Annotated in this window: 20 protein-coding genes and 5 tRNA genes; 18 read left to right on the forward strand and 7 right to left on the reverse strand. The window is 60.6% G+C overall.

The genetic code is table 11. The features are described 5' to 3' along the window. Positions 1 to 4: 4 nt before the first annotated feature. Complete coding sequence (locus ACF8K2_RS26070) at positions 5 to 1780, reverse strand: M91 family zinc metallopeptidase (RefSeq protein WP_392468835.1); 1776 nt, start codon at positions 1778 to 1780, stop codon at positions 5 to 7. Between the two features lie 335 nt (positions 1781 to 2115). Between ACF8K2_RS26070 and alaS the strand changes: the two genes are divergently transcribed. From alaS to mgtE, 8 genes are all read left to right on the forward strand, one after another. After that, a complete protein-coding gene (gene alaS, locus ACF8K2_RS26075; protein WP_392468837.1) occupies positions 2116 to 4740 on the forward strand; it encodes an alanine--tRNA ligase in 2625 nt (874 codons plus the stop codon). Between the two features lie 85 nt (positions 4741 to 4825). After that, complete coding sequence (locus ACF8K2_RS26080; RefSeq protein ID WP_186557431.1) at positions 4826 to 6061, forward strand: aspartate kinase; 1236 nt, start codon at positions 4826 to 4828, stop codon at positions 6059 to 6061. Positions 6062 to 6231: 170 nt separating this feature from the next. Then, a complete protein-coding gene (csrA, locus tag ACF8K2_RS26085) occupies positions 6232 to 6420 on the forward strand; it encodes a carbon storage regulator CsrA (protein ID WP_003254503.1) in 189 nt (62 codons plus the stop codon). A 72-nt stretch (positions 6421 to 6492) separates the two neighbouring features. Next, positions 6493 to 6583, forward strand: a tRNA-Ser gene (locus ACF8K2_RS26090). 107 nt (positions 6584 to 6690) lie between these two features. After that, positions 6691 to 6767, forward strand: a tRNA-Arg gene (locus tag ACF8K2_RS26095). Between the two features lie 72 nt (positions 6768 to 6839). Next, positions 6840 to 6916 (forward strand) — tRNA-Arg (locus ACF8K2_RS26100). Between the two features lie 73 nt (positions 6917 to 6989). Continuing rightward, positions 6990 to 7066: transfer RNA gene (locus tag ACF8K2_RS26105), tRNA-Arg, on the forward strand. A gap of 412 nt (positions 7067 to 7478) precedes the next feature. Then, positions 7479 to 8921 carry a magnesium transporter gene (gene mgtE / locus ACF8K2_RS26110; RefSeq protein ID WP_186555922.1) on the forward strand — a complete coding sequence of 481 codons (1443 nt, stop codon included), beginning with the start codon at positions 7479 to 7481 and terminating at the stop codon, positions 8919 to 8921. Between the two features lie 64 nt (positions 8922 to 8985). On the opposite strand, the gene ACF8K2_RS26115 is transcribed toward mgtE, so the two are convergent. Continuing rightward, on the reverse strand, positions 8986 to 9312 hold the full coding sequence (locus tag ACF8K2_RS26115) for an Arc family DNA-binding protein (RefSeq protein ID WP_003254499.1): 327 nt from the start codon (positions 9310 to 9312) through the stop codon (positions 8986 to 8988). Between the two features lie 344 nt (positions 9313 to 9656). Here ACF8K2_RS26115 and phnN point away from each other — a divergent pair, with 344 nt between their 5' ends. The 6 genes from phnN (at position 9657) to ppk2 (ending at position 13346) form a co-directional block, all read left to right on the forward strand. Further along, positions 9657 to 10268, forward strand: coding sequence for a phosphonate metabolism protein/1,5-bisphosphokinase (PRPP-forming) PhnN (gene phnN / locus ACF8K2_RS26120; RefSeq protein WP_392468842.1), 612 nt, complete (start codon positions 9657 to 9659; stop codon positions 10266 to 10268). A gap of 113 nt (positions 10269 to 10381) precedes the next feature. Then, positions 10382 to 10458: transfer RNA gene (locus ACF8K2_RS26125), tRNA-Arg, on the forward strand. A gap of 123 nt (positions 10459 to 10581) precedes the next feature. Next, positions 10582 to 10953: a DUF3302 domain-containing protein gene (locus ACF8K2_RS26130; RefSeq protein WP_186555924.1), complete on the forward strand. Its 372-nt coding sequence runs from the start codon at positions 10582 to 10584 to the stop codon at positions 10951 to 10953. 3 nt (positions 10954 to 10956) lie between these two features. Continuing rightward, entirely contained in the window at positions 10957 to 11916 is a 960-nt protein-coding gene (locus ACF8K2_RS26135) for an HlyD family secretion protein (RefSeq protein ID WP_392468846.1), read from the forward strand. 122 nt (positions 11917 to 12038) lie between these two features. Beyond that, positions 12039 to 12488 (forward strand): YMGG-like glycine zipper-containing protein, encoded by a 450-nt coding sequence (locus ACF8K2_RS26140; RefSeq protein WP_186555926.1) that lies wholly within the window; start codon positions 12039 to 12041, stop codon positions 12486 to 12488. Positions 12489 to 12536: 48 nt separating this feature from the next. Then, the gene (gene ppk2 / locus ACF8K2_RS26145; protein WP_264235090.1) at positions 12537 to 13346 is read left to right on the forward strand and encodes a polyphosphate kinase 2; all 810 of its coding nucleotides are present in this window, start codon (positions 12537 to 12539) and stop codon (positions 13344 to 13346) included. A 52-nt stretch (positions 13347 to 13398) separates the two neighbouring features. Here ppk2 and ACF8K2_RS26150 read toward each other — a convergent pair whose 3' ends face one another. Next, a complete protein-coding gene (locus tag ACF8K2_RS26150) occupies positions 13399 to 13962 on the reverse strand; it encodes a hypothetical protein (protein ID WP_392468850.1) in 564 nt (187 codons plus the stop codon). A 215-nt stretch (positions 13963 to 14177) separates the two neighbouring features. Between ACF8K2_RS26150 and ACF8K2_RS26155 the strand changes: the two genes are divergently transcribed. Next, a complete protein-coding gene (locus tag ACF8K2_RS26155) occupies positions 14178 to 15176 on the forward strand; it encodes a diguanylate cyclase domain-containing protein (RefSeq protein ID WP_392468853.1) in 999 nt (332 codons plus the stop codon). A 58-nt stretch (positions 15177 to 15234) separates the two neighbouring features. On the opposite strand, the gene lpdA is transcribed toward ACF8K2_RS26155, so the two are convergent. The 4 genes from lpdA to ACF8K2_RS26175 are packed head-to-tail and all read right to left on the reverse strand — an operon-like array spanning position 15235 to position 20184. Further along, a complete protein-coding gene (lpdA, locus tag ACF8K2_RS26160) occupies positions 15235 to 16614 on the reverse strand; it encodes a dihydrolipoyl dehydrogenase (RefSeq protein ID WP_392468855.1) in 1380 nt (459 codons plus the stop codon). Positions 16615 to 16616: 2 nt separating this feature from the next. After that, positions 16617 to 17891: a dihydrolipoamide acetyltransferase family protein gene (locus ACF8K2_RS26165; protein WP_392468857.1), complete on the reverse strand. Its 1275-nt coding sequence runs from the start codon at positions 17889 to 17891 to the stop codon at positions 16617 to 16619. Beyond that, on the reverse strand, positions 17892 to 18950 hold the full coding sequence (locus ACF8K2_RS26170) for an alpha-ketoacid dehydrogenase subunit beta (protein WP_186555931.1): 1059 nt from the start codon (positions 18948 to 18950) through the stop codon (positions 17892 to 17894). A 1-nt stretch (position 18951) separates the two neighbouring features. After that, the gene (locus tag ACF8K2_RS26175) at positions 18952 to 20184 is read right to left on the reverse strand and encodes a 3-methyl-2-oxobutanoate dehydrogenase (2-methylpropanoyl-transferring) subunit alpha (RefSeq protein WP_392468860.1); all 1233 of its coding nucleotides are present in this window, start codon (positions 20182 to 20184) and stop codon (positions 18952 to 18954) included. A 197-nt stretch (positions 20185 to 20381) separates the two neighbouring features. Between ACF8K2_RS26175 and bkdR the strand changes: the two genes are divergently transcribed. The 3 genes from bkdR (at position 20382) to ACF8K2_RS26190 (ending at position 23811) form a co-directional block, all read left to right on the forward strand. Continuing rightward, positions 20382 to 20867, forward strand: coding sequence for a Bkd operon transcriptional regulator BkdR (bkdR, locus tag ACF8K2_RS26180; protein WP_027593063.1), 486 nt, complete (start codon positions 20382 to 20384; stop codon positions 20865 to 20867). A 242-nt stretch (positions 20868 to 21109) separates the two neighbouring features. Next, the gene (locus ACF8K2_RS26185) at positions 21110 to 22351 is read left to right on the forward strand and encodes a glutamine synthetase family protein (RefSeq protein ID WP_186556047.1); all 1242 of its coding nucleotides are present in this window, start codon (positions 21110 to 21112) and stop codon (positions 22349 to 22351) included. A gap of 128 nt (positions 22352 to 22479) precedes the next feature. Then, positions 22480 to 23811, forward strand: coding sequence for an MFS transporter (locus tag ACF8K2_RS26190; RefSeq protein ID WP_186555933.1), 1332 nt, complete (start codon positions 22480 to 22482; stop codon positions 23809 to 23811). The last annotated feature ends 53 nt before the right edge of the window (positions 23812 to 23864 follow it).

A 23864-nucleotide genomic window follows, 5' to 3' on the forward strand; every position in this document is an offset into this window, starting at 1 on the left:
AGGGCTAATCCAGGCGTGCAGGCAAGCCTAATTCAGCGCGCAGGGCGTTTTCATTGAACGGTGCTGGATTGGTATCGGTCGGTGGCGTGTGCGGGTCGTTGTCGAAGTCAAACGCAGCCTCCCCGGTATCGAGGCCCACCACCTGGCGTTCGTGATTGGCCAGGACGGTCCCATAGGCATGATTCCACGCATGGCAGAGCTCGTGATAAAGGACCACGATCGGCACCGAATCCGGTCGTTGCATATCCGGGTTGAACTCGATCGTGCCGTGCTTGATTTTCTCTCCTGGCTTGCCATTGCGTATGTGCGGATCACCTTGCAAATCCGGATGATAGACAGCGTTGTCCAGCATGTCGGTATTCTTGATGGTAATTGTCGCGCCGCTGAGCTGCAGTGAGTGCAACAGCACTGACGCTGTCGGGCTGGCCCACAACTGCTGAAGCAAGGCCTGAATCCGCCCGCGGTATTCGTCGTCCCCTTCTATGTTGATCGCAGGCTTCGATAAGTCTGGCGTGGCGCGAGACGTACCTGCCCTCTGCGCCTCGAGGCAGGCCAGTTCCCAGGCTTGAGGGTGCAGGCGCGGTGCTAGCCCCAGTTCATGGCGAATCGCGTTTTCGTTCAAAGCGAGTGGATTGCTTTGGCGAGGCTGCTCATCCGGTTCGAACTCAAAGGCCGGCTGATCGACACTCAGGCCGATTGCCTGCAACTCCCAATTGGACACTTCGATGTGTTTTCCAGTGCTCAAGGTGAAAGTCTTAGTGCCCGCGAAGACGCTGCCGGTGACCGAGTTGTAGGCCATGCACAGACGCTGGTAGAGGTCAATCCACCAAGGTTGATTCAACGACAGTGCATGCCGATTGAGTTCTACAGTGCCGCCGCTGTACTCCAAACCACGTTCGCCAGACTTGCTGATGTAATGGGTGTCGGACTCGTCAGATTCGTCAGTGGAAGGCAGGTAGCGGGTGGCGCCGTGGGGGCCGGCGTCGATGATTGAAATGGGTGTGCCTGTACGCAACGCGGCCGTATCGAGCTGGGCCAGAAGCGCCTGTCCACAATGCAGCTTGCGCATTAACTCGAGGCTGTCATTCACGGCCTCGACAAACTCTGCGTTGCCCGTAACCTTCAGGCCCTTTCTACCAAGGTTTCTGGTTGAGTCGCTTGTAGGTAGCTCAAGGCGGGCGTCCTGCGGCAGGTTGCGATAGAACGCCTCGGCATGCCCTTGAGCGCCTACCAGGCAATGGCCGACTACATGATAGTCGGAGGGGGCGGGCATCAGTTCGAGCATTCCCGAACCGGCCTGGATGTGGGCCTCACCTGTTCCTGCCCGGATGCGAGTGAAGCCGGCACCGGCTTGGACGCGGTGTTGACCATGGCCAAGCTGGATGGTGATCGGCTGACTGACGGTGTTGCCGATGCTCACTAGGCTCTCAGGGCCCGGTAGGTGCAGGACCAACGGTTGCAGTTGATCATCGGCAGGGCTGAGCATCATCCGCTGGCCGTTGACCTGGATCTGTAGCAGGCACTTGTACCGATCAATCTTGATCAGCGCCACGCTGGCGTGGATCTCCAACACGAGACGGTCGGCCAGCAGTTGCTGGTGCGGCGGCGAGGTCTGGAACACTCGCTCACGCGTCAGGGTGAAGACCCCGGTCTCGTGGAGTCCATGCACTTGGGTCATCTGGCCGGGCGGGGAGGGATGGTTGGCCGGCGGTGCAGTACCAAGATCGGCACCGTCGATAAAGGGCAGCGCAGCAGTTGGTGCGTTGGTGGGGTTTGCCATGTTCAGGCTCCTTCATGGGGAAGGCGCCAGAATGGGGCGCGCGCGCAAGGTGCTTGCGGTACATAGGTAATAGCCATGTGATAATGAACGTCTGTTCATCTGCCAACTATTGCCTGAGCTTGGCGTTATTGCGTCAATGGTCGAATTGGGCCTGGAAGGGCCATGTGGCCAGTCAGGCTCGGCCGTTTTCACAGCTTGGCGCTTAGAAACTCTCCTTCTGGCGGGTTCCTGCACATAAACACACTGCAACAAGCCCGCAACACCGATATAATGCGGCCCTTTGCCGTCGTTTCGACGTGTTTGCCTTAACGGCCGCCGTTTCCGTGGAAGAACCTATGAAAAGCGCAGAAATCCGTGAAGCCTTCCTTCGCTTCTTCGAGGAGCAAGGGCATACCCGAGTCGCCTCCAGCTCCCTGATTCCGGGCAATGACCCGACCCTGCTGTTTACCAACGCCGGTATGAACCAGTTCAAGGACTGCTTCCTCGGCCAGGAAAAGCGCGCCTACACCCGCGCTGCCAGCAGCCAGAAGTGCGTACGCGCCGGCGGCAAGCACAACGACCTGGAAAACGTCGGCTACACCGCGCGTCACCACACCTTCTTCGAAATGCTGGGCAACTTCAGCTTCGGCGACTATTTCAAGCGCGACGCGATCACCTTCGCCTGGACCTTCCTGACCTCCGACAAGTGGCTGAACCTGCCCAAGGAAAAGCTCTGGGTCACCGTCTACGCCAGTGACGATGAAGCCTACGACATCTGGACCAAGGAAGTCGGCGTGCCGGCCGAGCGCATGGTGCGCATTGGCGACAACAAAGGCGCGCCCTACGCCTCCGACAACTTCTGGACCATGGGCGACACCGGCCCGTGCGGCCCATGCACCGAGATCTTCTACGATCACGGCGCCGACATCTGGGGCGGCCCACCCGGTTCGCCAGAAGAAGACGGCGACCGCTACATCGAGATCTGGAACAACGTCTTCATGCAGTTCAACCGCACCGCCGATGGCGTCCTGCATCCGCTGCCAGCGCCGTCGGTCGACACCGGCATGGGCCTGGAGCGGATCAGTGCGGTCATGCAGCACGTGCACTCGAACTACGAGATCGACCTGTTCCAGAACCTGCTGGCAGCTGCGGCCAAGGCCATCGGTTGCAGCAACGACGGCCAGGCTTCGCTGAAGGTCGTCGCCGACCATATTCGCTCGTGCGGCTTCCTGATCGCCGACGGCGTGCTGCCGTCCAATGAAGGCCGCGGCTATGTGCTGCGCCGGATCATTCGCCGTGCTTGCCGTCACGGCAACAAGCTGGGTGCCAAGGGCAGCTTCTTCTACCAGATCGTTGCGGCACTGGCGGCCGAGATGGGCGAAGCTTTCCCTGAGCTGACCAGCCAGCAGGCGCATATCGAGCGCGTGCTCAAGGCTGAAGAAGAGCAGTTCGCCAAGACCCTCGAGCAGGGCCTGCGTATCCTCGAGCAAGACCTGTCGCAGCTGCAGGGCACTGTCGTCCCAGGCGACGTGGTGTTCAAGCTGTACGACACTTACGGCTTCCCGATGGACCTGACCGCTGACATCGCCCGGGAGCGCGAGCTGAGCATCGACGAGGCTGGCTTCGAGCGTGAGATGGACGCCCAGCGTGAGCGTGCCCGCTCCGCCAGCGCCTTCGGCATGGACTACAACAGCCTGGTCAAGGTCGACACCGCCACCGAGTTTCTCGGCTACGACGCCACCGAAGGCCAGGGCAAGGTCATTGCCCTGTACAAGGATGGCCAGGCGGTCGACCAGCTGGGCGAAGGCGAGCAGGGCGTTGTCGTCCTGGATCGCACGCCGTTCTACGCCGAATCCGGTGGCCAGGTCGGTGACTCTGGCTACCTGCTGTCGGGCGCCGTGCGCTTCGACGTGCAAGACACTACCAAGACCGGTGGGGCATTCCTGCACCATGGCGTTGTCGCCAGCGGTGCTCTGGTCATCGGCTCGCCGGTTGAAGCCAAGGTCGACGCCGAGGTGCAACACGCTACCTCGCTGAACCACTCGGCCACTCACCTGTTGCACGAAGCGCTGCGTCAGGTGCTGGGTGAGCACGTCCAGCAGAAGGGTTCGTTGGTCGACAGCCAGCGCCTGCGCTTTGACTTCAGCCACTTTGAGGCGCTCAAGCCAGAGCAGATCAAGGCCCTGGAAGACATCGTCAACCGCGAAGTGCGCAAGAACACTGAGGTGCTGACCGAACTGACCGATATCGAAACCGCCAAGCGCAAGGGCGCCATGGCGCTGTTCGGCGAGAAGTACGGCGATACCGTGCGCGTATTGAGCATGGGCGGCGATTTCTCGGTGGAGCTGTGCGGCGGCATCCATGCCAAACGCACCGGCGATATCAGTGTGTTCAAGATCATCAGCGAAGGTGGCGTGGCCTCCGGTGTGCGTCGTATCGAAGCGATCACCGGCGCCGCGGCCCTGGCTTACCTGAACGCTGCCGAAGAGCAGGTCAAGGAAGCCGCGCAACTGGTCAAGGGCAACCGTGACAATCTGATCGACAAGTTGTCGGCTGTGCTGGAGCGCAACCGTCAGCTGGAGAAGCAGCTCGAGCAGCTGCAGGCCAAGGCCGCCAGCGCCGCCGGAGACGATCTCTCCAACGCGGCTGTTGAGGTCAAGGGCGCCAAGGTTCTCGCCGCACGCCTGGATGGTCAGGATGGCAAGGCCTTGCTGGCCCTGGTCGATCAGCTGAAGAACAAGCTCGGCCATGCAGTGATCCTGCTGGGCAGTGAGCATGAGGGCAAGGTCGTGCTGGTGGCTGGCGTGACCAAAGACCTCTCCGGCCAACTCAAGGCCGGCGATCTGATGAAGCAGGCCGCTGCAGCGGTAGGCGGCAAGGGCGGTGGTCGTCCGGACATGGCCCAGGGTGGCGGCGTTGACGTCGCTGCGCTGGACAATGCCCTGGCCCTGGCTGTGCCGTTCGCCGAACAGGGGCTTTGAGATGAAGCGGCCCGCTGTCTAGTAGCGGGCCGCTTCATGTTGGATTGATTATTGGGTGCCCATCGTGGGCAGAGGCAGCTTTGAAATGGCGTTGATCGTACAGAAATTTGGCGGCACCTCTGTCGGTTCCATCGAACGAATCGAGCAGGTTGCCGACAAGGTCAAGAAATTCCGTGACGCGGGCGATGACCTGGTGGTTGTGCTGTCGGCCATGAGCGGGGAAACCAACCGCCTGCTGGACCTGGCCAAGCAGATCAGCGACAAGCCGGTTCCGCGTGAACTGGATGTGATCGTCTCGACCGGCGAGCAGGTGACAATTGCCCTGCTGGCCATGGCCTTGATCAAGCGTGGCGTGGATGCGGTGTCCTACACCGGCAACCAGGTGCGCATCCTTACCGATAGCGCGCACAACAAGGCGCGCATCCTGCAGATCGACGACCAGAAGATCCGTGCCGACCTCAAGGCAGGTCGCGTGGTGGTGGTTGCCGGTTTCCAGGGTGTCGACGAGCACGGCAGCATTACCACCCTGGGCCGTGGCGGCTCGGACACCACCGGCGTGGCCCTGGCCGCGGCGCTCAAGGCCGACGAATGCCAGATCTACACCGATGTCGATGGTGTCTACACCACCGACCCGCGTGTTGTGCCCCAGGCCCGTCGCCTGGAGAAGATCACCTTCGAAGAGATGCTGGAAATGGCCAGCCTCGGTTCCAAGGTGCTGCAGATTCGCTCGGTGGAGTTCGCCGGCAAGTACAACGTCCCGCTGCGCGTGCTGCACAGCTTCAAGGAGGGTCCAGGTACCCTCATTACCATTGATGAAGAGGAATCCATGGAACAGCCGATCATTTCCGGTATCGCCTTCAACCGTGATGAGGCCAAGCTGACCATTCGTGGCGTACCGGATACCCCGGGCGTTGCCTTCAAGATCCTCGGCCCGATCAGCGCTTCGAACATCGAAGTGGACATGATCGTGCAGAACGTCGCGCACGATAACACCACCGACTTCACCTTCACCGTGCACCGCAACGAGTACGAAGCGGCGCTCAAGGTACTGGAGAACACTGCTCGTGAGATCGGTGCCCGTGAAGTGATCGGCGACACCAAGATCGCCAAGGTTTCCATCGTTGGTGTTGGCATGCGCTCGCACGCCGGTGTTGCCAGCCGCATGTTCGAAGCGCTGGCCAAGGAGAGCATCAACATCCAGATGATCTCCACCTCCGAGATCAAGGTCTCGGTGGTCATCGAAGAGAAGTACCTGGAGCTGGCGGTGCGTGCTCTGCACACCGCATTCGAGCTGGACGCCCCTGCCCGTCAGGGCGAGTAAGGCGCTGCCTGGGGAAGGGCGCGGCTTGCCGCGCCCTTCGCGTTTCTGGATGCCATGGAGAGTCCTGTCCTACTCACTATGGCAGCCACACGGGCCCTGCCTTCGTCCCTAGTGCACGGCCCGGCTACCACAGACTGTTATCCCTGATTGAACTGCGTAAGGAGAAAGCTATGTTGATTCTGACTCGTCGGTGCGCCGAGAGCCTGATCATTGGTGACGGTGAGATCACCGTTACGGTCCTGGGTGTCAAAGGCAACCAGGTGCGTATTGGCGTCAGCGCCCCTAAGGAAGTGGCCGTTCACCGCGAGGAAATCTACCTGCGAATCAAGAAAGAGAAGGATGAGGAGCCAAGCCTTTAATTCTTTTGAAGTTTTTTTCAAAAAAAGGGTTGCAAACGAGGAGGAGGCTGTTTAATATTCGCCTCGTGTTGCGGTGAGGTGGCCGAGTGGCCGAAGGCGCTCCCCTGCTAAGGGAGTATACCTCATAAGGGTATCGGGGGTTCGAATCCCCCCTTCACCGCCATTATTTGCGTAGGGCGCTTCAGCTGGACAAGATTGCTAAGTCGTTGATTTTAAACGAAAAAGCACTTGTAAAAACGGTAAAGCGAACTATAATGCGCGGCAAGAATTGGACTCATAGCTCAGCTGGATAGAGTACTCGGCTACGAACCGAGCGGTCGCAGGTTCGAATCCTGCTGAGTCCACCATACAACATGACGATTTTGCTTGCAGGGTCGGATTGTTTAACCAGTGGTAATCTGGTCTAAAACTACCAACTTGGACTCATAGCTCAGCTGGATAGAGTACTCGGCTACGAACCGAGCGGTCGCAGGTTCGAATCCTGCTGAGTCCACCATATAGCACGGCGATTGTGCTTGCACGGTCGCCTTGTTTCAACCAGTGGTAACCTGGTCTAAAACTACCAACTTGGACTCATAGCTCAGCTGGATAGAGTACTCGGCTACGAACCGAGCGGTCGCAGGTTCGAATCCTGCTGAGTCCACCATATACAGCAAAAAGCCCGCTTTTATAGCGGGCTTTTTGTTTTCCGCTATTCACTGAATTGTCAGTGATGTCCAGCTAGACTCTCAGATAAGCCCACTAGGGCTGCAGCGCTTAGCCAGGCAATCATTACCTCACGGCTTGAGCAGTGTCCTTGTGCTTTTTTATAGGCAGCCGCCGTCGCACTGATGGCTTCGAGCGTTGTCATAGCTTTATCGCGCAAACGATTGTTCTTGCCAAAAATTTAAGCGATCTGACAGCTTTTGCAGTGTATGATTGCGCCCGTCAGCCCCGCCGGGGCTTGTGGAATACCACCATGGACTTACCCAGTAGTTACTCCCTAACACGATTTGCCAAGTTAGATCTGACCGATTGATTCCCCCGGCGTGCTCCGCTGCTGGGAGTGGAGTTCGCCTATGACCGAAGTAGAAGTAAAGAAAGCCCAAGAGAGCCTGCAGGATCGCCTGGCTCAGGTGATCGATCTATTGCAGCGCCAGCGGGTAGTTGAAGACCTGACTCACCGCCAGGAAGGTCATCACCATGACCTGGTGGAAAATCTTGTCCACCGCCAGAATCTGGTTGAGCTGCAGCGCAAGCTCGACGATCTGCACCCTGCCGACATCGCCTACATTCTCGAAGCCCTGCCGCTCGACGACCGTCTGACCGTATGGCAGCTGGTTCGCTCCGAGCGCGATGGCGACATCCTCCTTGAGGTATCCGACGCGGTCCGTCAGACCCTGATCGCCGACATGGACGATCACGAGCTGCTCGCCGCCGCCAAGGAGATGGACGCTGACGAACTGGCGGACCTCGCTCCTGAGCTGCCGCGTGATGTCGTTCATGAGCTGATGGAAACCCTCGATGCCCAGCAGCGCGAACGCGTCCGTTCGGCCCTGAGCTACGATGAGGAGCAAGTGGGTGCGCTGATGGACTTCGAGATGGTCACCATCCGCGAAGACGTCAGCCTTGAGGTGGTATTGCGTTACCTGCGCCGTCTCAAAGAGCTGCCTGGCCACACCGACAAACTGTTCGTAGTCGACTACGACGGCATCCTCAAGGGCGTGCTGCCGATCAAGCGCCTGCTGGTCAACGACCCGGACAAGCAGGTGGCCGAAGTAATGGCGACCGATCCGGTGTCGTTCCATCCGGACGAAGATGCCTACGATGCGGCCCAGGCCTTTGAGCGTTACGACTTGGTTTCTGCGCCGGTGGTAGACAAGAGCGACCGCCTGATCGGCCGTCTGACCATCGACGAAATGGTCGACCTGATTCGTGAGGAGAGCGAGAGCGAAGTCCTCAACATGGCCGGTCTGCGCGAAGAGGAAGACATCTTCGCCTCGGTCTGGCGTTCGCTGCGCAACCGTTGGGCGTGGCTGGCGATCAATCTGGTGACTGCGTTTCTCGCTTCGCGGGTGATCGGACTGTTCGAAGGTTCCATCGAGAAACTGGTGGCGCTCGCGGCATTGATGCCGATCGTGGCGGGCATTGGCGGCAACTCGGGCAACCAGACCATCACCATGATCGTCCGCGCCATGGCCCTGGACCAAGTCAGCCCTGGCAACACCGCGCGGCTAATGCGCAAAGAGCTGGCGGTTTCTCTGATAAACGGCCTGATCTGGGGTGGGGTGATCGGGGCGGTGGCGTACTGGCTCTACGGTAGCTGGTCACTCGGGCTGGTAATGACCGGGGCGATGACCTTGAACCTGCTGTTGGCAGCATTGATGGGCGTATTGATTCCAATGACCCTGGCGCGTCTGGGGCGCGACCCGGCAATGGGCGCGAGCGTGATGATCACTGCAGTGACCGACAGTGGTGGTTTCTTCATCTTCCTTGGCTTGGCCACCTTGTTCCTCATGTAAGTGAACAAACACCAGACGAAAAAAAGCCAGCATAAGCTGGCTCTTTTTTTATCGCTGGAAGGGATCAGGACGCGTCAGCGGCCATTTCCACGTCGTGGGCGATCAGTGCCACCAGGGCATTCTGCTGGCGGTGAGAGAGCTGACGGAAACGCTGCAACAGCTCGCGCTCGTGCAGGCTCAGCTCTGGGCTATCCAAACGCATGCTCAGCTCGTCGCCCAGTGCGCCTTCCTGGATAAGGCTCTGTTCCAGGCGGGCGATGATCTCGGAGTTCATGCTGCGGTGATGGTTGCGGGCTACCTCGGCAATGCGCTCACGCATCCCGTCAGGCAGGCGGACGACAAACTTGTCAGCGGTGCGGCTCGAATAGATAGCCTGTTTCATTGGGCGCATATAAATTGACCGGTTTACTGGTTCAGGGGAAGCGGTTCTCAAATTGGCCGCACGGTGGAAGTACGACCGTGGCGACGACAAAATGTTCAACCGTCATGTAATTTTGGGTGTTCATCTTGCCTCAATGTCGCCGTTTCCTTGGCGTCAATTCTGTGACAAATAGTGATCCGGATAAAGGCTTTTTGCCAGTACCAATTATCAGAAATGAGCACTGGTTTGAAAAGTTTTGCTTTAGTCGGATGGTCTTGACGCCAGACCTTTGTCGTCAAAATCTGGTAACGGGCGGCAAAGGCAGGGGAAAACACCTAGAATGCGCAGGTTCCCTACTAGAGAGCATAGTGGCTATGCAACATGACGCAAGCGGCATTCCGACTAAGACAGGGCGCCTGATATTCCTGGTTGGACCCTCTGGATCGGGAAAAGATTCCTTGATTGACGCTGCTCGCGCGAAATTGACTACACACGGCGTCGAAGTTGCCCGCAGGGTCATTACCCGCTCGGCAGAGGCCAAGGGCGAATCGGCTCACGGCGTGACCCCGGAGCAATTCGAAGCGATGCGCGAGGCCGGGCAGTTTGCCATGTATTGGCGTGCTAATGGCCTTGCGTACGGCATACCTGCGCAGATTGACCGTTGGTTGGAAACGGGGCATCACGTTTTGGTCAATGGCTCGCGTGGTTATCTGGCTGAGGCCCGTCGGCGCTATCCCAATCTACTGGCAATTCGCCTGGATGTTGCCCCGCAGGTGCTACGACAACGGCTGCTGGCGCGCGGTCGGGAAACGCTCGAAGAGATCGAGCGCCGCCTGCAACGTAATGCCCAGTTAGCCAAGCAGGACGATCAGAGTGTGCAGGTGCTGGATAACTCGGGCACGTTGCACAAGGCGGTGATGGGATTATTTGACTTGCTGCATCGTCAGGGCTTGCTTGAGGCCGTAGAGCAGGGCCACGCCTGCTAGAACTCAGAGAAAGGGATTACCTGCAAAAAGCCCGAATCAAGCATGACAAACGCCAGCCTGCTGGTTAACATGCTCGCCGTCACGCCCGTTCGTCAGTCATTGACGGCACCTGTGTCTCAGTAGCTCAATTGGATAGAGCATCCCCCTCCTAAGGGGAAGGTTGGCAGTTCGAACCTGCCCTGGGACACCATTTCATCTCTATCGCTAGCCTTTTTTGCCTTTGACGCGGGTTCCAGCGACTCAGCCTAATACTTAGGCCAAGCTTGACTAAACTGCTTCCACCACATCTCTCTTTTGGATGTACGGAGCAGCCATGCTTGATTACTTCGCACTCGGTGTGTTGATTTTCGCAGGTCTGGTGTTGTTCTACGGCATCATCGTGCTGCACGACATCCCTTACGAAATTGCCGTTCATCGCAACCATCCGCACCAAGACGCTATCCACGCCACCGGTTGGGTCAGCTTGTTCACCCTGCACGCGTTATGGCCGTTCCTGTGGATCTGGGCAATGCTCTACCGCGAGGATCGCGGCTGGGGCATAGGCACAAGCACAGGCTTGGATCGCCATAGCCCAGCAGCTGAGTTGCAGCAGCAGATCGTCGAACTGCAACAGCGTGTGGCGCATCTGGAAGCAAGGCAGGCCAACCCTCGAGACAGTGAGTATGAGTCCGGCGGGGGGATCTAGACCATGGACCTGCTGCTGATCCTCACCTACGCCGCAATCTGCATTGCAATCTTCAAGCTGTTCAACATTCCGCTAAACAAGTGGACTGTGCCCACCGCCGTGTTGGGCGGTGTGGTGATGATCGGCGCACTGATTTTCACCATGAACTACAACCACCCTTATTCGGAGGTGGCGCGTTCTTATTTTGTTTCAGTGCCGGTGGTGCCAGTGGTCAGCGGCAAGGTGATTGATGTGCCGGTCAAGGGCAACGAGCTCTTGCAGGAGGGCGATGTACTGTTTCGCATCGATCCCGCGCCTTTTCAGTACCGCCTGCAATCGCTCAAGGCCCAGCAGGTGGCGGCAAGGGGTGACCTATTTCGCATCAACGAGCTGATCAAGCGCAATTTCGGCACCCGGCGTGAGCAAGAAGCAGCGCTGGCCCGGGTCGGCGACCTGCAGGCGCAGATCGACAACGCCCAGTTCGAGCTGGACAACACCGTGGTACGCGCCCCGAGCAAGGGCTTTGTCACCCATGTATCGCTGCGTCGCGGGATGATGGCGACGCGTTTGCCACTGCGCCCGTCGATGGTGTTCATCCCGCAGGAGGGCCAGTACTTCGCTGCGTGGATGCGCCAGAACAGCCTGCTGCGCCTGGTCGCGGGGGATGAAGCGGAAGTGGCGTTCGATGGCATTCCGGGCAAGGTGTTCAAAGGCCGGGTGAAGAGTGTCATCACGGTAATTGCCGAAGGCCAGGTGCAGCCTTCTGGCACGCTGGTGAGCTACACCGGCTCGCCGCCGCCCGGGCGGGTGCCGGTGATCATCGAGATCACCGATCCGGCGTTTGCCCAGTACAGCGCGCAGATGCCGGGCGGTGCCTATGGCCAGGCGGCGATCTACAGCAAGCACTTCGAACACATCGGCACCATGCGCAAGATTCTTTTGCGCATGGCGGCCTGGATGAACTACATCTTTCCGTTCCATTGATGGCAACGCTGACCCTCGGTGCACCGCTGGGCGGTAGATGCAGGCAGGGTAGGGGTCGCGACCTACACTGAACCAGGCTGTTTCCTCTCACCCGCTTTCAAGCGCAGGTTGCAAAAATCATCATGCTCAGGCCATCGTCGCTCAGCCTTTTTATCGCCTTGCTGCTGGCTAGTGCCCAAGGGGTAGCCGAATCTGTGGTGCCCTTGCGCGGCCAGAACTCACAGCAGACTCAAGCCGACATCAGTGAATGCCACTCCATTGCCAACAGCGCCAGCAGCACCCCGCCTGCCTCGGGTGGTCGGCTCAGAGGTGCGGCGGTCGGCGCCACGGCCGGGGCAGTTGGCGCCCAGGTTCGCGGCAACCAGCACGAAGAAGTCTATGACCGTATCGACGATGACGTGAAACAGGAGTACCGACAAAATCGCGCTCGCGAGACTGCGGCTGCCGGTGCTGTGGTCGGTGGTGCCAGGCAGCGTCAGGAGCGTCGCCAGCAACGCCACAACGCTGAATCAACCAATGCCAGCGCGTACACCAGCTGCCTGCAAGGCAAGGGCTATCAGGTCACGCCTTGAGTGCAGCGACCCGCAGCACCCAGCCACGTGTCACCAGGAGGTATTGGCATGTCCAAGAGCAAGAAAGGTAAACCGCAGAAGGGCGAGAAACTGAAGAACAAGGACTACCTCGAACACCTGCGTCATCTGCATGTCGAGTTGGTCAAGTTGCAGGAGTGGGTCAAAGCCAAGGGCATCAAGGTCTGCATCATCTTCGAAGGCCGTGACGGTGCGGGCAAGGGCGGGACCATAAAGGCCCTGACCGAGCGGGTTAGCCCACGCGTGTTTCGAGTAGTGGCCCTTCCAGCACCGAACGACCGGGAAAAAAGCCAGATGTACCTGCAGCGCTATCTGCCGCATTTGCCTGCCGCAGGAGAGGTAGTGATCTTCGATCGCAGTTGGTACAACCGCGCCGGCGTCGAGCGGGTCATGGGTTTTTGCACCCAGGAGCAAGCCGAGAGCTTTCTCAATGCCGTGCCAAGCGTGGAGCGGGCGATTATCGATTCGGGGGTGATACTGCTCAAGTACTGGCTGGAAGTCAGCGAGCAGGAGCAGACCCGACGCCTTGAGGCGCGCATCGAGGATGGGCGGAAAATATGGAAGCTGTCGCCAATGGACCTTAAGTCCTACAGCCGCTGGTATGACTATTCGCGCGCACGGGACGAGATGTTCAGAGCTTCTGACACCGGCCATGCCCCCTGGTTTGTCGCTGACTCAAATGACAAGCGCCGCGCCCGCCTCAACATCATTGCCGATCTGCTCAGCCGAATCCCGTACAAGGACGTGCCACGCGAGAAAGTGAAGTTGCCCAAGCGGCAGAAACCCGGGAACTATCGCGAGTCGGATTATCAGTTCAAGCGCGTAGCAGAAAAATTCTGAGTGCTAACGGGTGGGGGCGGGCGTATCCGTTTACGCTGCCCCGGCCAGCCTATCAGCTGGCCATGACGTGCAGGTGATCCTTGTGTTGTTCTGCGCTCTGGGCCGAGGCCGGATTCGATCCCGGATCAGCTGCCGCCGTATTCAGGGCCTGTTGCTGAAGCTTGGCCTGGGTCTTGAGCTCGATATCCTCTTTCAGTCGCTGGGCGATCTGGTCAAGGATCTTCTGCTTTTGTTCTGGCGGCAGGGCCTCGAACTCCTCAGGGGTCAGGCCGAGCTGCGCAAGAATCTTCTCCTGGATCTTCTCCTCCGGAGTCTTGCTCATATAGTCGCGAAACTCCTGCAGCGCATTACTGCCGTCCTGCGTGCCGATACTGGCCTGCTGGCGGGCGCTGATATCAGGATTTTGCAGCGCTACCTTGAGTTTGGCGAAGGCTTCCTCGCGAGCATCTTCAGCGTTTTGCTGTGAGGTGTTGGCTTGGCTGTTGTGCTGGCCGGTGGTGTTGGTTGCGACGGTCTGGCGTACCGGCATGACCTCGGCCAGCGCCTGTTCGTTGCTGATACGGCTTTGTGGCTGTACAGCATTCTGCCAGCCCAGCCCATTGAGGCTGATCATCATGACTCCTCCTTGGAGTATCAAAGGCAGGGCTGAAGGGGCAAAAGCTGTGCCAGCCTGGGACAACGGCTAAATAGCCCATCGGAAGTATTCCAGCCGCTACCCCGGTAGGAATATGCTTGCCACGCACAGGAACAGGATTGCCGCCAGCGGCAAAAGCAATGTTGCTCAGCAGCCCCGCGCAGGGGCGCAGTTGCTGGACACTACGGAGAGCGTCCATGAGTCAGGAATCAAGGCCGGCACCCGCCGGCTTCAGTGAACAGCAGTTGCACACGCTGTTTGAGCTGATCAGCGATGGTATCTGGGATTGGGACGCCAATAGCGGCTACGTCTATCGAAATCCTGGTTGGTACGCCATGTTGGGTTACCAGAGCCATTCGCTGGATAACAGCGTGCTAACCTGGGAAAGCGTGATCCACCCTGAAGATTATCCGCGGGTGATGGCGCACTTCGAGGCCTACATCAACCAGCGCAATGAACATTACCGGATCGAGTACCGCTGCCGCTGCCAGGATGGCAGCTACCTGTGGATCGAAGACAGCGGCCATATCATTGCCCACAACCCGGATGGCTCGGTGGCGCGCATGCTCGGTGCCCATCGCAACATCGATGCGGGCAAGCGCCTGGTGGCCGAACTCGAACAAAAAAACCATAGCCTGGAAGCCCAGGTCGCCGAGCGCACCCGCGAGTTGTCCTGGGTCAACCAGCAACTGCAACGCCAGCTGGATGAAAACCGTGAACTGGCTGAACGCGATGCGTTGACCAGAATCGCCAACCGCTATCGGCTGGAAAAGGCCTTGCAGCAAGAATGTGAACGGGCGCGACGCTTTCGTCAGCCGTTTTCCCTGCTCGCCATGGACGTCGATGATTTCAAACCGATCAACGATCGCTATGGCCATGCCCGTGGCGATGCGGCATTGATCGAATTGGTCGAGCGCATTCGCCTGTGTTTGCGCGAGCAAGACCTGCTGGCCCGTTGGGGCGGTGATGAGTTTGCCGTGGTCTTGGCGCAAACGTCCTTGAATGAAGCGCTTGAACTCGCTGCGAAGATTCGCCGGGCACTGGAGCAGATCGAGCCGGTCGGCGATTGCCGCCTGACCCTCAGTTACGGTGTGGTGCAGTGCCAGCAAGGCGAAGACCCAGCTGGGCTGCTCGGGCGAGCCGATAAAGCCCTGTACCGCGCCAAGGCAGCAGGTAAGAACGTCATCAGCGAATAAAAAAAGACCCGCGGCGCAGCTAGCGCAGCGGGTCAAATCGGCCTTCGCCGCTTCAGTGTCAGATGTGCAGAGCCTGGCCCAGCGCCCTCAATGCAGTTTCCTGGACCGCTTCACCCAGGGTCGGATGAGCGTGGATGGTGCCGGCGATGTCTTCCAGGCGAGCGCCCATTTCCAGCGATTGGGCAAATGCGGTCGACAGCTCCGAAACGGCTACGCCCACGGCTTGCCAGCCGAGGATCAAGTGGTTGTCGCGCCGAGCCACCACGCGCACGAAGCCCGTTTTCGATTCCAGGGTCATGGCTCGGCCGTTGGCCGCGAACGGGAACTGCGCGACGATGCAGTCCAGTCCTTGCTCGCTGGCCTGCTCCGGCGTCTTGCCGACCACCACCAGTTCCGGATCGGTGAAGCACACTGCGGCAATCGCGGTGGGCTCGAAGCGTCGCGTGTGGCCGGCGATCAACTCAGCGACCATCTCGCCCTGGGCCATGGCCCGGTGGGCAAGCATGGGTTCGCCGGCCAAGTCGCCAATCGCCCAGACGTTGCGCATGCTGGTTTGGCAGCGCTCATCCACGGCCACCGCAGCACCCTTCATCTGCAACCCCAGGCTTTCCAGGTTGAAGCCCTGGGTGCGCGGCCTGCGACCCACCGCCACCAGGACTTGGTCAGCTTCGACCCGCAGTTGCTGACCTTGGCCATCACGGGCCAGCAGGCAACCGTTTTCATAGCCCTCGACGCTGTGGCCCAGGTGCAGGCTGACGCCCAGCTTCTTCAGCGACTCGGCCACTGGGGCAGTCAGCTCAGCATCGTAAGTCGGCAAGATGCGCTCGCGCGCTTCCACCACGCTGACTTGAACGCCCAGCTTGCGGTAGGCGATGCCCAGTTCCAGGCCGATATAGCCACCGCCGACCACCACCAGGTGCGTGGGCAGCGCCTTGGGTGCCAGTGCCTCGGTCGAGGAGATGATCGGCCCGCCGAGCGGCAGCATCGGCAATTCGACGCTGCTCGATCCTGTGGCCAGCAGCAGGTGATCGCACTGGATGCGCTGGCCATCGACTTCGACACTCTTGCCGTCGAGGATCTTCGCCCAGCCATGTATCACCGTCACGCCATTCTTTTTCAGCAAGGCCGCGACGCCGCTGGTCAGGCGGTCGACAATGCCGTCCTTCCAGGCCACGCTGCGGGTGATGTCCAGGCGCGGCGCAGAAACACTGATGCCCAACGCCGAGTGCTCAGTGTGCTGGCAGGTCTGGTGAAACTGCTCGGCCACATGGATCAGCGCCTTGGACGGAATACAGCCGATGTTCAGGCAGGTCCCGCCCAACGCCTGGCCTTCGACCAGCACGGTAGGGATGCCCAGTTGCCCGGCGCGGATGGCGGCGATGTAGCCACCAGGGCCGCCACCGATGATCAGCAGGGTCGTGTTGATAATCTGTTGCATGCTCACTCCACGAACAGGCAGGCGGGCTGTTCCAGCAGGCCGCGCACGGCCTGGATGAACAGGGCGGCATCCATGCCATCGACCACCCGGTGGTCGAACGAGCTGGACAGGTTCATCATCTTGCGCACGACGATCTGGCCGTCGATCACCACCGGCCGTTCGACCATGCGGTTGACGCCGACGATCGCCACTTCCGGAGTGTTGACCACCGGCGTGCTGACGATGCCGCCCAGGGCGCCCAGGCTGGTCAGGGTGATGGTCGAGCCGGACAGTTCTTCGCGGCTGGCCTTGTTGTTGCGCGCAGCATGGGCCAGGCGAGTGATCTCGCTGGCGTTGCCCCACAGGTTGCCCGCCTCGGCGTGGCGCAGTACCGGCACCATCAGGCCGTTATCGCCTTGGGTGGCGATACCGACGTGAACCGCACCATGGCGGGTGATGACCTGGGCTTCGTCGTCGTAGGTGGCGTTGATCTGCGGGAAATCGCGCAGGGCCACGACCATGGCGCGTACCAGGAACGGCAACAGGGTCAGCTTGCCACGGCTATCACCGTACTTTTGGTTGAGCTGCTGGCGCAGCGCTTCCAGGGCGGTGACGTCGATCTCCTCGACATAGCTGAAATGCGCGACCCGGCGCTTGGCGTCCTGCATGCGCTGGGCGATCTTGCGGCGCAGGCCGATCACCGGCACCTGCTCGCTGTCGGTGCGTTTGGCGTAACCGCTGGGCGCTTGACCTGCGCTGCTGTGTGGCTTGCTCATGAAGCCATCGAGGTCTTCGTGCAGGATGCGTCCGGCAGGCCCGCTGCCATGTACATAACGCAGTTCGATACCGGCATCCAGCGCGCGCTTGCGCACAGCCGGGGAGGCCAGCGGTTTTTCATTGGCCTGGCGCGGCACGATAGGCGCCGCAGCAGCGCTACTGGCCGGCTGGCTGGCTACGGCGGCTGGTTCGGGGCGCAGCTCAGGCGTGCTCGCAGTGGGCGCCGGGGCTGGCTGTTGCGCAGGCTTGGCCTGCGGTGCGTCGACGTGGTTGCCGCTGCCTTCGACTTCAATGCGGATCAGCTCGCTGCCCACCGCCATGACTTCGCCAGGTTGGCCGCCAAGGGCCAAGACCTTGCCGCTGACCGGCGAGGGGATTTCCACCGTGGCCTTGTCGGTCATGACATCGGCGACTACCTGGTCCTCGGCGATCACATCGCCGACTTTGACGAACCATTCCACCAACTCGACCTGCGCGATGCCTTCACCGATGTCCGGCATCTTGATGACGTGCGTGCCCATTCAGACCTCCATGACCCGTTTCAATGCCGCACCTACCCGTGAAGGGCCTGGGAAGTAAGCCCATTCCTGCGCGTGAGGGTAGGGGGTGTCCCAACCGGTGACGCGCTCGATCGGCGCTTCGAGGTGATGGAAGCAGTGCTCTTGAACCAGCGATACCAGCTCGGCGCCAAAGCCGCAGGTGCGGGTGGCTTCGTGGACCACCACGCAGCGGCCGGTCTTTTTCACCGACTCGACGATGGTGTCCAGGTCCAGCGGCCACAGGCTACGCAGGTCGATGACTTCCGCGTCGACGCCGGTTTCCTCGGCGGCGACTTGCGACACGTACACGGTGGTGCCATAGGTCAGTACGGTAACGTCGTTGCCCGGGCGGGTGATCGCCGCCTTGTCCAGTGGCACCGTGTAGTAACCATCCGGTACTGCGCTCTGGGCGTGCTTGGACCACGGTGTAACCGGGCGGTCGTGGTGGCCGTCGAACGGGCCGTTGTACAGGCGTTTGGGTTCAAGGAAGATCACCGGATCGTCGCATTCGATCGAGGCGATCAGCAGCCCTTTGGCGTCATATGGGTTGGAGGGCATCACGGTGCGCAGGCCGCACACTTGGGTGAACATCGCCTCTGGGCTCTGGCTGTGGGTCTGCCCACCATAAATACCACCGCCACAGGGCATGCGCAGGGTCAGTGGCGAAATGAACTCGCCGGCCGAACGATAGCGCAGGCGGGCCATCTCCGAGACGATCTGGTCGGAGGCCGGATAGAAGTAGTCGGCGAACTGGATTTCCACCACCGGCCGCAGGCCATAGGCGCCCATGCCCACGGCGGTACCGACGATGCCACTTTCGGAAATCGGCGCGTCGAACACCCGCGATTTGCCGTACTTGGTCTGCAAGCCTTCGGTGCAACGGAACACGCCGCCGAAGTAGCCGACGTCCTGGCCGTAGATCACCACATTGTCGTCGCGCTCAAGCATGACATCCATGGCCGAGCGCAGGGCCTGGATCATGGTCATGGTGGTGGTGGACATGGCGGTTTCCAGGTCGATGCTGTTGTTGTGATCGTTCATCTCAGACCCCCAGCTCTTGGCGCTGACGGCGCAGGTGTTCGGGCATTTCCTTGTACACGTCCTCGAACATCGAGGCGGCGCTTGGGATATGGCCATTGCTCAAGGTGCCGAACTGTTCGGCGTCTTTCTGGGCCTTGAGAATCTCGGCTTCGAACTCGGCAGTCACCGCTTGATGTTCTTCCTCCGACCACTGGCCTATCTGGATCAGGTGCTGCTTCAGGCGAGCAATCGGGTCGCCCAGTGGGAAGTGGCTCCAGTCATCGGCGGGGCGGTACTTGGACGGATCGTCGGAAGTCGAGTGCGGGCCGGCGCGGTAGGTGACCCACTCGATCAAAGTCGGCCCCAGGCCGCGACGGGCACGTTCAGCGGCCCAGCGCGAGGCGGCGTAGACGGCGATGAAGTCGTTGCCATCGACGCGCAGCGAAGCGATGCCGCAACCTACGCCACGTCCGGCGAAGGTGGTCGACTCACCACCGGCAATGGCCTGGAAGGTGGAGATCGCCCACTGGTTGTTGACCACGTTGAGAATCACCGGCGCGCGGTAGACGTGGGCGAAGGTCAGGGCGGTATGGAAGTCCGACTCGGCCGTGGCGCCGTCGCCGATCCAGGCCGAGGCGATCTTGGTGTCACCCTTGATCGCCGACGCCATGGCCCAGCCGACCGCCTGGACGAATTGGGTGGCCAGGTTGCCGCTGATGGTGAAGAAGCCGGCCTCGCGGACCGAATACATGATCGGCAACTGGCGGCCCTTGAGCGGGTCGCGGGTGTTCGACAGCAACTGGCAGATCATGTCCACCAGCGATACGTCGCGGGCCATCAGGATGCTCTGCTGGCGGTAGGTCGGGAAGCACATGTCGCTGCGGTTCAAGGCCAGTGCCTGACCGCTGCCAATGGCTTCCTCGCCCAGGCTCTGCATGTAGAAGGACATCTTCTTCTGGCGCTGGGCAACCACCATGCGACTGTCGAAGATGCGCGTCTTGAGCATGGCGCGCATGCCTTGGCGCAGCACCTGCGGGTCAATGTCCTCGGCCCACGGGCCGACGGCATTGCCGTTTTCGTCCAAAACCCGGACCAGGCTCTTGGACAGGTCTGCCGTTTCGGCAGGCTCGACATCAATAGGGGGTTTACGTACCAGGCCTGCATCGTTCAGACGCAGGTAGGAAAAATCGGTCTGGCAGCCTGGCCGGCCGGTAGGCTCGGGCACATGCAAACGCAGGGGGGCGTACTCGTTCATGCTGTTTACGCTCGCTCGGATGTTGTTTTTGTGAGCTTTGAAGCGGTCGCCGCTGACTACTGGCTCGTGACTGGTAGGTCAGCGCTAATTACATGTTAGAGGGAGCTCAGGAGAATTTTTCTCTCAAGTTCATTGCGTTTGTCCTGAGGGGAAGATAAACATTCCGGATAAACACAAAAATCAGGTGATTTTGTCTCATGCGCAAACTCGATCGCACGGATATCGGCATTCTCAACAGCCTGCAGGAAAACGCCCGGATCACCAACGCGGAGCTGGCGCGCTCGGTGAACCTGTCACCGACGCCGTGTTTCAACCGGGTCAAGGCGATGGAGGAGTTGGGGGTGATTCGCCAGCAGGTGACCTTGCTCTCGCCCGAGGCGCTGGGGCTGGATGTGAATGTGTTCATCCATGTCAGCCTGGAGAAACAGGTCGAACAGTCGCTGCACCGCTTCGAGGAAGAGATCGCCGAGCGGCCTGAAGTGATGGAGTGCTACCTGATGACGGGCGATCCGGATTATCTGCTGCGGGTGCTATTGCCGAGCATTCAGGCGCTGGAGCGGTTTCTCGATTACCTGACGCGTTTGCCGGGGGTGGCCAACATTCGCTCCAGCTTTGCCCTCAAGCAGGTGCGCTACAAGACCGCCTTGCCGTTGCCGGCCAATGGCATGACCTTGCGTGAGTGATCTGAACCTTGTCCTGGCGGCAAAGGACTGTTCACTAAACCCGCATGTATCCGCAATCAGCTGCTTGATATTTTAAACACCCCCAGCCTATGTTGTGCTTGTCGCCGTCCCCGGCATACAAAAACAACAAGGATAGAGTCATGACGACCGAAGCCCTGCGCGCCTTCGCCGAGCACCTCGTGGGCATTGCTGAGATTGAGTGCGTAACCCCTGACCTCAATGGCGTCCCGCGCGGCAAAGTGATGACAGCCGAAGGTTTCCTCGAAGGCCGGCGCCTGCAAATGGCCCGTGGGGTACTGCTGCAATGCATCATGGGCGGTTACCCCGCCGCCACGTTCTACGGCAGTGACGACGGCGACCTGGCATTGGTCGCCGACCCGGCGCAGGTCCACCGCCTGCCTTGGAGTGACGAGGCGCGGGCTCTGGCCATCTGCGATGCCAACGAGCTCGATGGCGCTTCATCCGGGTTGTCGACCCGTGGCCAGTTGAAGGCAGTCATTGCCCGTTATGCTGCACTGGGCCTGGCGCCAGTGGTGGCCACCGAGCTCGAATTCTTTGTCTTCGCCCCTAATGGCGACCCTGGCCAGCCGTTCCAGCCACCGCTGGGCACGGACGGTCGCCGCGAACTGGGTCATTCGGCGTTCAGCGTCAGCTCCAACAACGGCTTGCGCCCATTCTTCAATGAGGTATACCGCTGCATGGCCGCACTCGGCCTGCCGCGCGACACCTTCATGCACGAGATGGGCGTCAGCCAGTTCGAGATCAATCTGCTGCACGGCGACCCGCTGCTGTTGGCTGACCAGACGTTCCTGTTCAAGCACCTGCTCAAGGAAGTCGCGCTCAAGCATGGCCTGACCGTGGTGTGCATGGCCAAGCCATTGGCGAAAACCCCAGGCAGCTCGATGCACATCCATCAGAGCCTGGTCGAGATCGGCAGTGGGCGCAATGTCTTCAGTGATGCGGCAGGGCAGCCCACCGAGACCTTCCATCACTTCATCGGCGGCCTGCAGGCGTGCATGGCGGACTTCACCGCGTTGTTCGCGCCCAACGTCAATTCCTATCAGCGCCTGTGCCATCCCTACGCCTCGCCCAACAACGCCTGCTGGTCGCAAGACAACCGCGCCGCTGGCCTGCGCATTCCGGCCAGTTCGCCGCTGGCGCGTCGGGTCGAAAACCGCTTGCCCGGCGCCGACGCCAACCCCTACCTGGCGATCGCCGCCAGCCTGGGCGCCGGCTTGCATGGCATCGAGCAGCAGTTGCAGCCGACGCCGGCGATCCAGGGTGAATTCGAAGTGCCGGAGCACCTGAGCCTGCCCTGCACCCTGCATGCTGCGCTGGAGCGGCTCAAGCGCAGCACGCTGGCGCGGGAACTGTTCGGCAAGGAGTTCATCGAAGGCTATGTCGCGACCAAGACCCTGGAGCTGAGCGATTTCTTCGATGAGATCACCCCGTGGGAGCGCCGCGTGCTGGCGGCACAAGCCTGATCGCGACACAACTGACACTGGACACGTCCGGCATGAGTTTTTTCCGGGGTGGGGGCCTGCGCCGCCACGGATTTGCCCTTATGCTTGCCAGCACCCCCTCCACCTGACCAGGGAGCCCTTCGGGACGCATGCGACAGATCTGGAAGTCTTTTCGTTCGCTGTATTTCGCCGCCCTGATGATGCTGATCGGCTCGGGCCTGTTGAGTACCTACCTGGCCCTGCGCCTGGCTGCCGACCATGTCGACAGCCTGTGGGTCGGTGCGCTGATGGCGGCCAACTACTTCGGTCTGGCGCTGGGCGGCAAGATCGGTCACCGGCTGATCGGCCGGGTGGGTCATATTCGCGCCTATGCCACCTGCGCCGGCATCGTCGGCGCAGCGGTGCTGGGCCATGGCCTGACCGACTTGCTACCGGTATGGGTGGGCCTGCGGATGATCGTCGGCCTGGGGATGATGTGCCAGTACATGGTGATCGAGAGCTGGCTCAACGAGCAGGCCGACGCCAAGCAACGCGGTGCGGTGTTCAGTGGCTACATGATCGCCTCGTACCTGGGCCTGGTGCTCGGTCAGTTGATCCTGGTCGTGCACCCTGAGCTTGGCCCAGAGCTGTTGATGTTGGTCGCCATGTGCTTTGCCCTGTGCCTGGTGCCGGTGGCCATGACCCGGCGGATTCACCCGGCGCCCCTGCGTCCGGCGCCGATGGAGCCGAAGTTCTTCATCAAACGGGTCCCGCAGTCGTTGAGTACGGTACTCGGCTCGGGCCTGATCGTCGGTTCGTTCTATGGCCTGGCGCCGCTGTATGCCTCCAGCCAAGGCTTGAGCACCGAGCAGATCGGTCTGTTCATGGGCTGCTGCATCTTTGCCGGGCTGGTGGTGCAGTGGCCGCTGGGCTGGCTGTCTGATCGCTACGACCGTGCGGTGTTGATCCGCAGTGCGGCGGTGGGGCTGGCATTGGCGGCGGCGCCGCTGGCGATCTTGCCCAGTGTGCCGCTGGAGGTCCTGTTTGCCATTGGCTTTGTGATTTCCTTGCTGCAGTTCTGCCTGTACCCATTGGCGGTAGCGTTTTCCAACGACCACGTGGAGAGTGAACGGCGGGTCTCGCTGACCGCCATGCTGCTGGTGACCTATGGCGTGGGCGCTTGTATCGGGCCGTTGGCGGCGGGGGTGCTGATGAAGGTGCTGGGCCCGCAGATGCTGTATGCGTTCTTCTTGTTCTTCGCCTTGGTGCTGGTATGGCGCATTCGGCCTAAAGCGGTTACGGGCTTGCACCAGGTGCAGGACGCACCGCTGGGCCACGTGGCGATGCCGGCCGCTGGCTCGCCGCTGTCGGCAGCCCTCGACCCACGGGTCGATGAGCAGACGGTGCAAGACGTGATGCAGGCGCCGATTGCGGCGGAAGATACCGAGGATGAGCAGCAAGAGCAGGACATGCCTGCGGCGCAAGTCGACAAGCCGGCTTGAATCCTGCTGGCACAATTAGAAAAGCCACCCGAGGGTGGCTTTTTCATTTCTGC

It is taken from the genome of Pseudomonas sp. xss_2 (assembly GCF_043104195.1).
Classification (GTDB): domain Bacteria; phylum Pseudomonadota; class Gammaproteobacteria; order Pseudomonadales; family Pseudomonadaceae; genus Aquipseudomonas; species Aquipseudomonas urmiensis.

Bases quoted from the DNA above. Each gene is read 5' to 3' on its own strand.
- ACF8K2_RS26070 (WP_392468835.1), bottom strand. From the start codon at position 1,780: ATGGCAAACCCCACCAACGCACCAACTGCTGCGCTGCCCTTTATCGAC.
- alaS (WP_392468837.1), top strand. From the start codon at position 2,116: ATGAAAAGCGCAGAAATCCGTGAAGCCTTCCTTCGCTTCTTCGAGGAG.
- ACF8K2_RS26080 (WP_186557431.1), top strand. From the start codon at position 4,826: ATGGCGTTGATCGTACAGAAATTTGGCGGCACCTCTGTCGGTTCCATC.
- csrA (WP_003254503.1), top strand. From the start codon at position 6,232: ATGTTGATTCTGACTCGTCGGTGCGCCGAGAGCCTGATCATTGGTGAC.
- mgtE (WP_186555922.1), top strand. From the start codon at position 7,479: ATGACCGAAGTAGAAGTAAAGAAAGCCCAAGAGAGCCTGCAGGATCGC.
- ACF8K2_RS26115 (WP_003254499.1), bottom strand. From the start codon at position 9,312: ATGCGCCCAATGAAACAGGCTATCTATTCGAGCCGCACCGCTGACAAG.
- phnN (WP_392468842.1), top strand. From the start codon at position 9,657: ATGCAACATGACGCAAGCGGCATTCCGACTAAGACAGGGCGCCTGATA.
- ACF8K2_RS26130 (WP_186555924.1), top strand. From the start codon at position 10,582: ATGCTTGATTACTTCGCACTCGGTGTGTTGATTTTCGCAGGTCTGGTG.
- ACF8K2_RS26135 (WP_392468846.1), top strand. From the start codon at position 10,957: ATGGACCTGCTGCTGATCCTCACCTACGCCGCAATCTGCATTGCAATC.
- ACF8K2_RS26140 (WP_186555926.1), top strand. From the start codon at position 12,039: ATGCTCAGGCCATCGTCGCTCAGCCTTTTTATCGCCTTGCTGCTGGCT.
- ppk2 (WP_264235090.1), top strand. From the start codon at position 12,537: ATGTCCAAGAGCAAGAAAGGTAAACCGCAGAAGGGCGAGAAACTGAAG.
- ACF8K2_RS26150 (WP_392468850.1), bottom strand. From the start codon at position 13,962: ATGATGATCAGCCTCAATGGGCTGGGCTGGCAGAATGCTGTACAGCCA.
- ACF8K2_RS26155 (WP_392468853.1), top strand. From the start codon at position 14,178: ATGAGTCAGGAATCAAGGCCGGCACCCGCCGGCTTCAGTGAACAGCAG.
- lpdA (WP_392468855.1), bottom strand. From the start codon at position 16,614: ATGCAACAGATTATCAACACGACCCTGCTGATCATCGGTGGCGGCCCT.
- ACF8K2_RS26165 (WP_392468857.1), bottom strand. From the start codon at position 17,891: ATGGGCACGCACGTCATCAAGATGCCGGACATCGGTGAAGGCATCGCG.
- ACF8K2_RS26170 (WP_186555931.1), bottom strand. From the start codon at position 18,950: ATGAACGATCACAACAACAGCATCGACCTGGAAACCGCCATGTCCACC.
- ACF8K2_RS26175 (WP_392468860.1), bottom strand. From the start codon at position 20,184: ATGAACGAGTACGCCCCCCTGCGTTTGCATGTGCCCGAGCCTACCGGC.
- bkdR (WP_027593063.1), top strand. From the start codon at position 20,382: ATGCGCAAACTCGATCGCACGGATATCGGCATTCTCAACAGCCTGCAG.
- ACF8K2_RS26185 (WP_186556047.1), top strand. From the start codon at position 21,110: ATGACAGCCGAAGGTTTCCTCGAAGGCCGGCGCCTGCAAATGGCCCGT.
- ACF8K2_RS26190 (WP_186555933.1), top strand. From the start codon at position 22,480: ATGCGACAGATCTGGAAGTCTTTTCGTTCGCTGTATTTCGCCGCCCTG.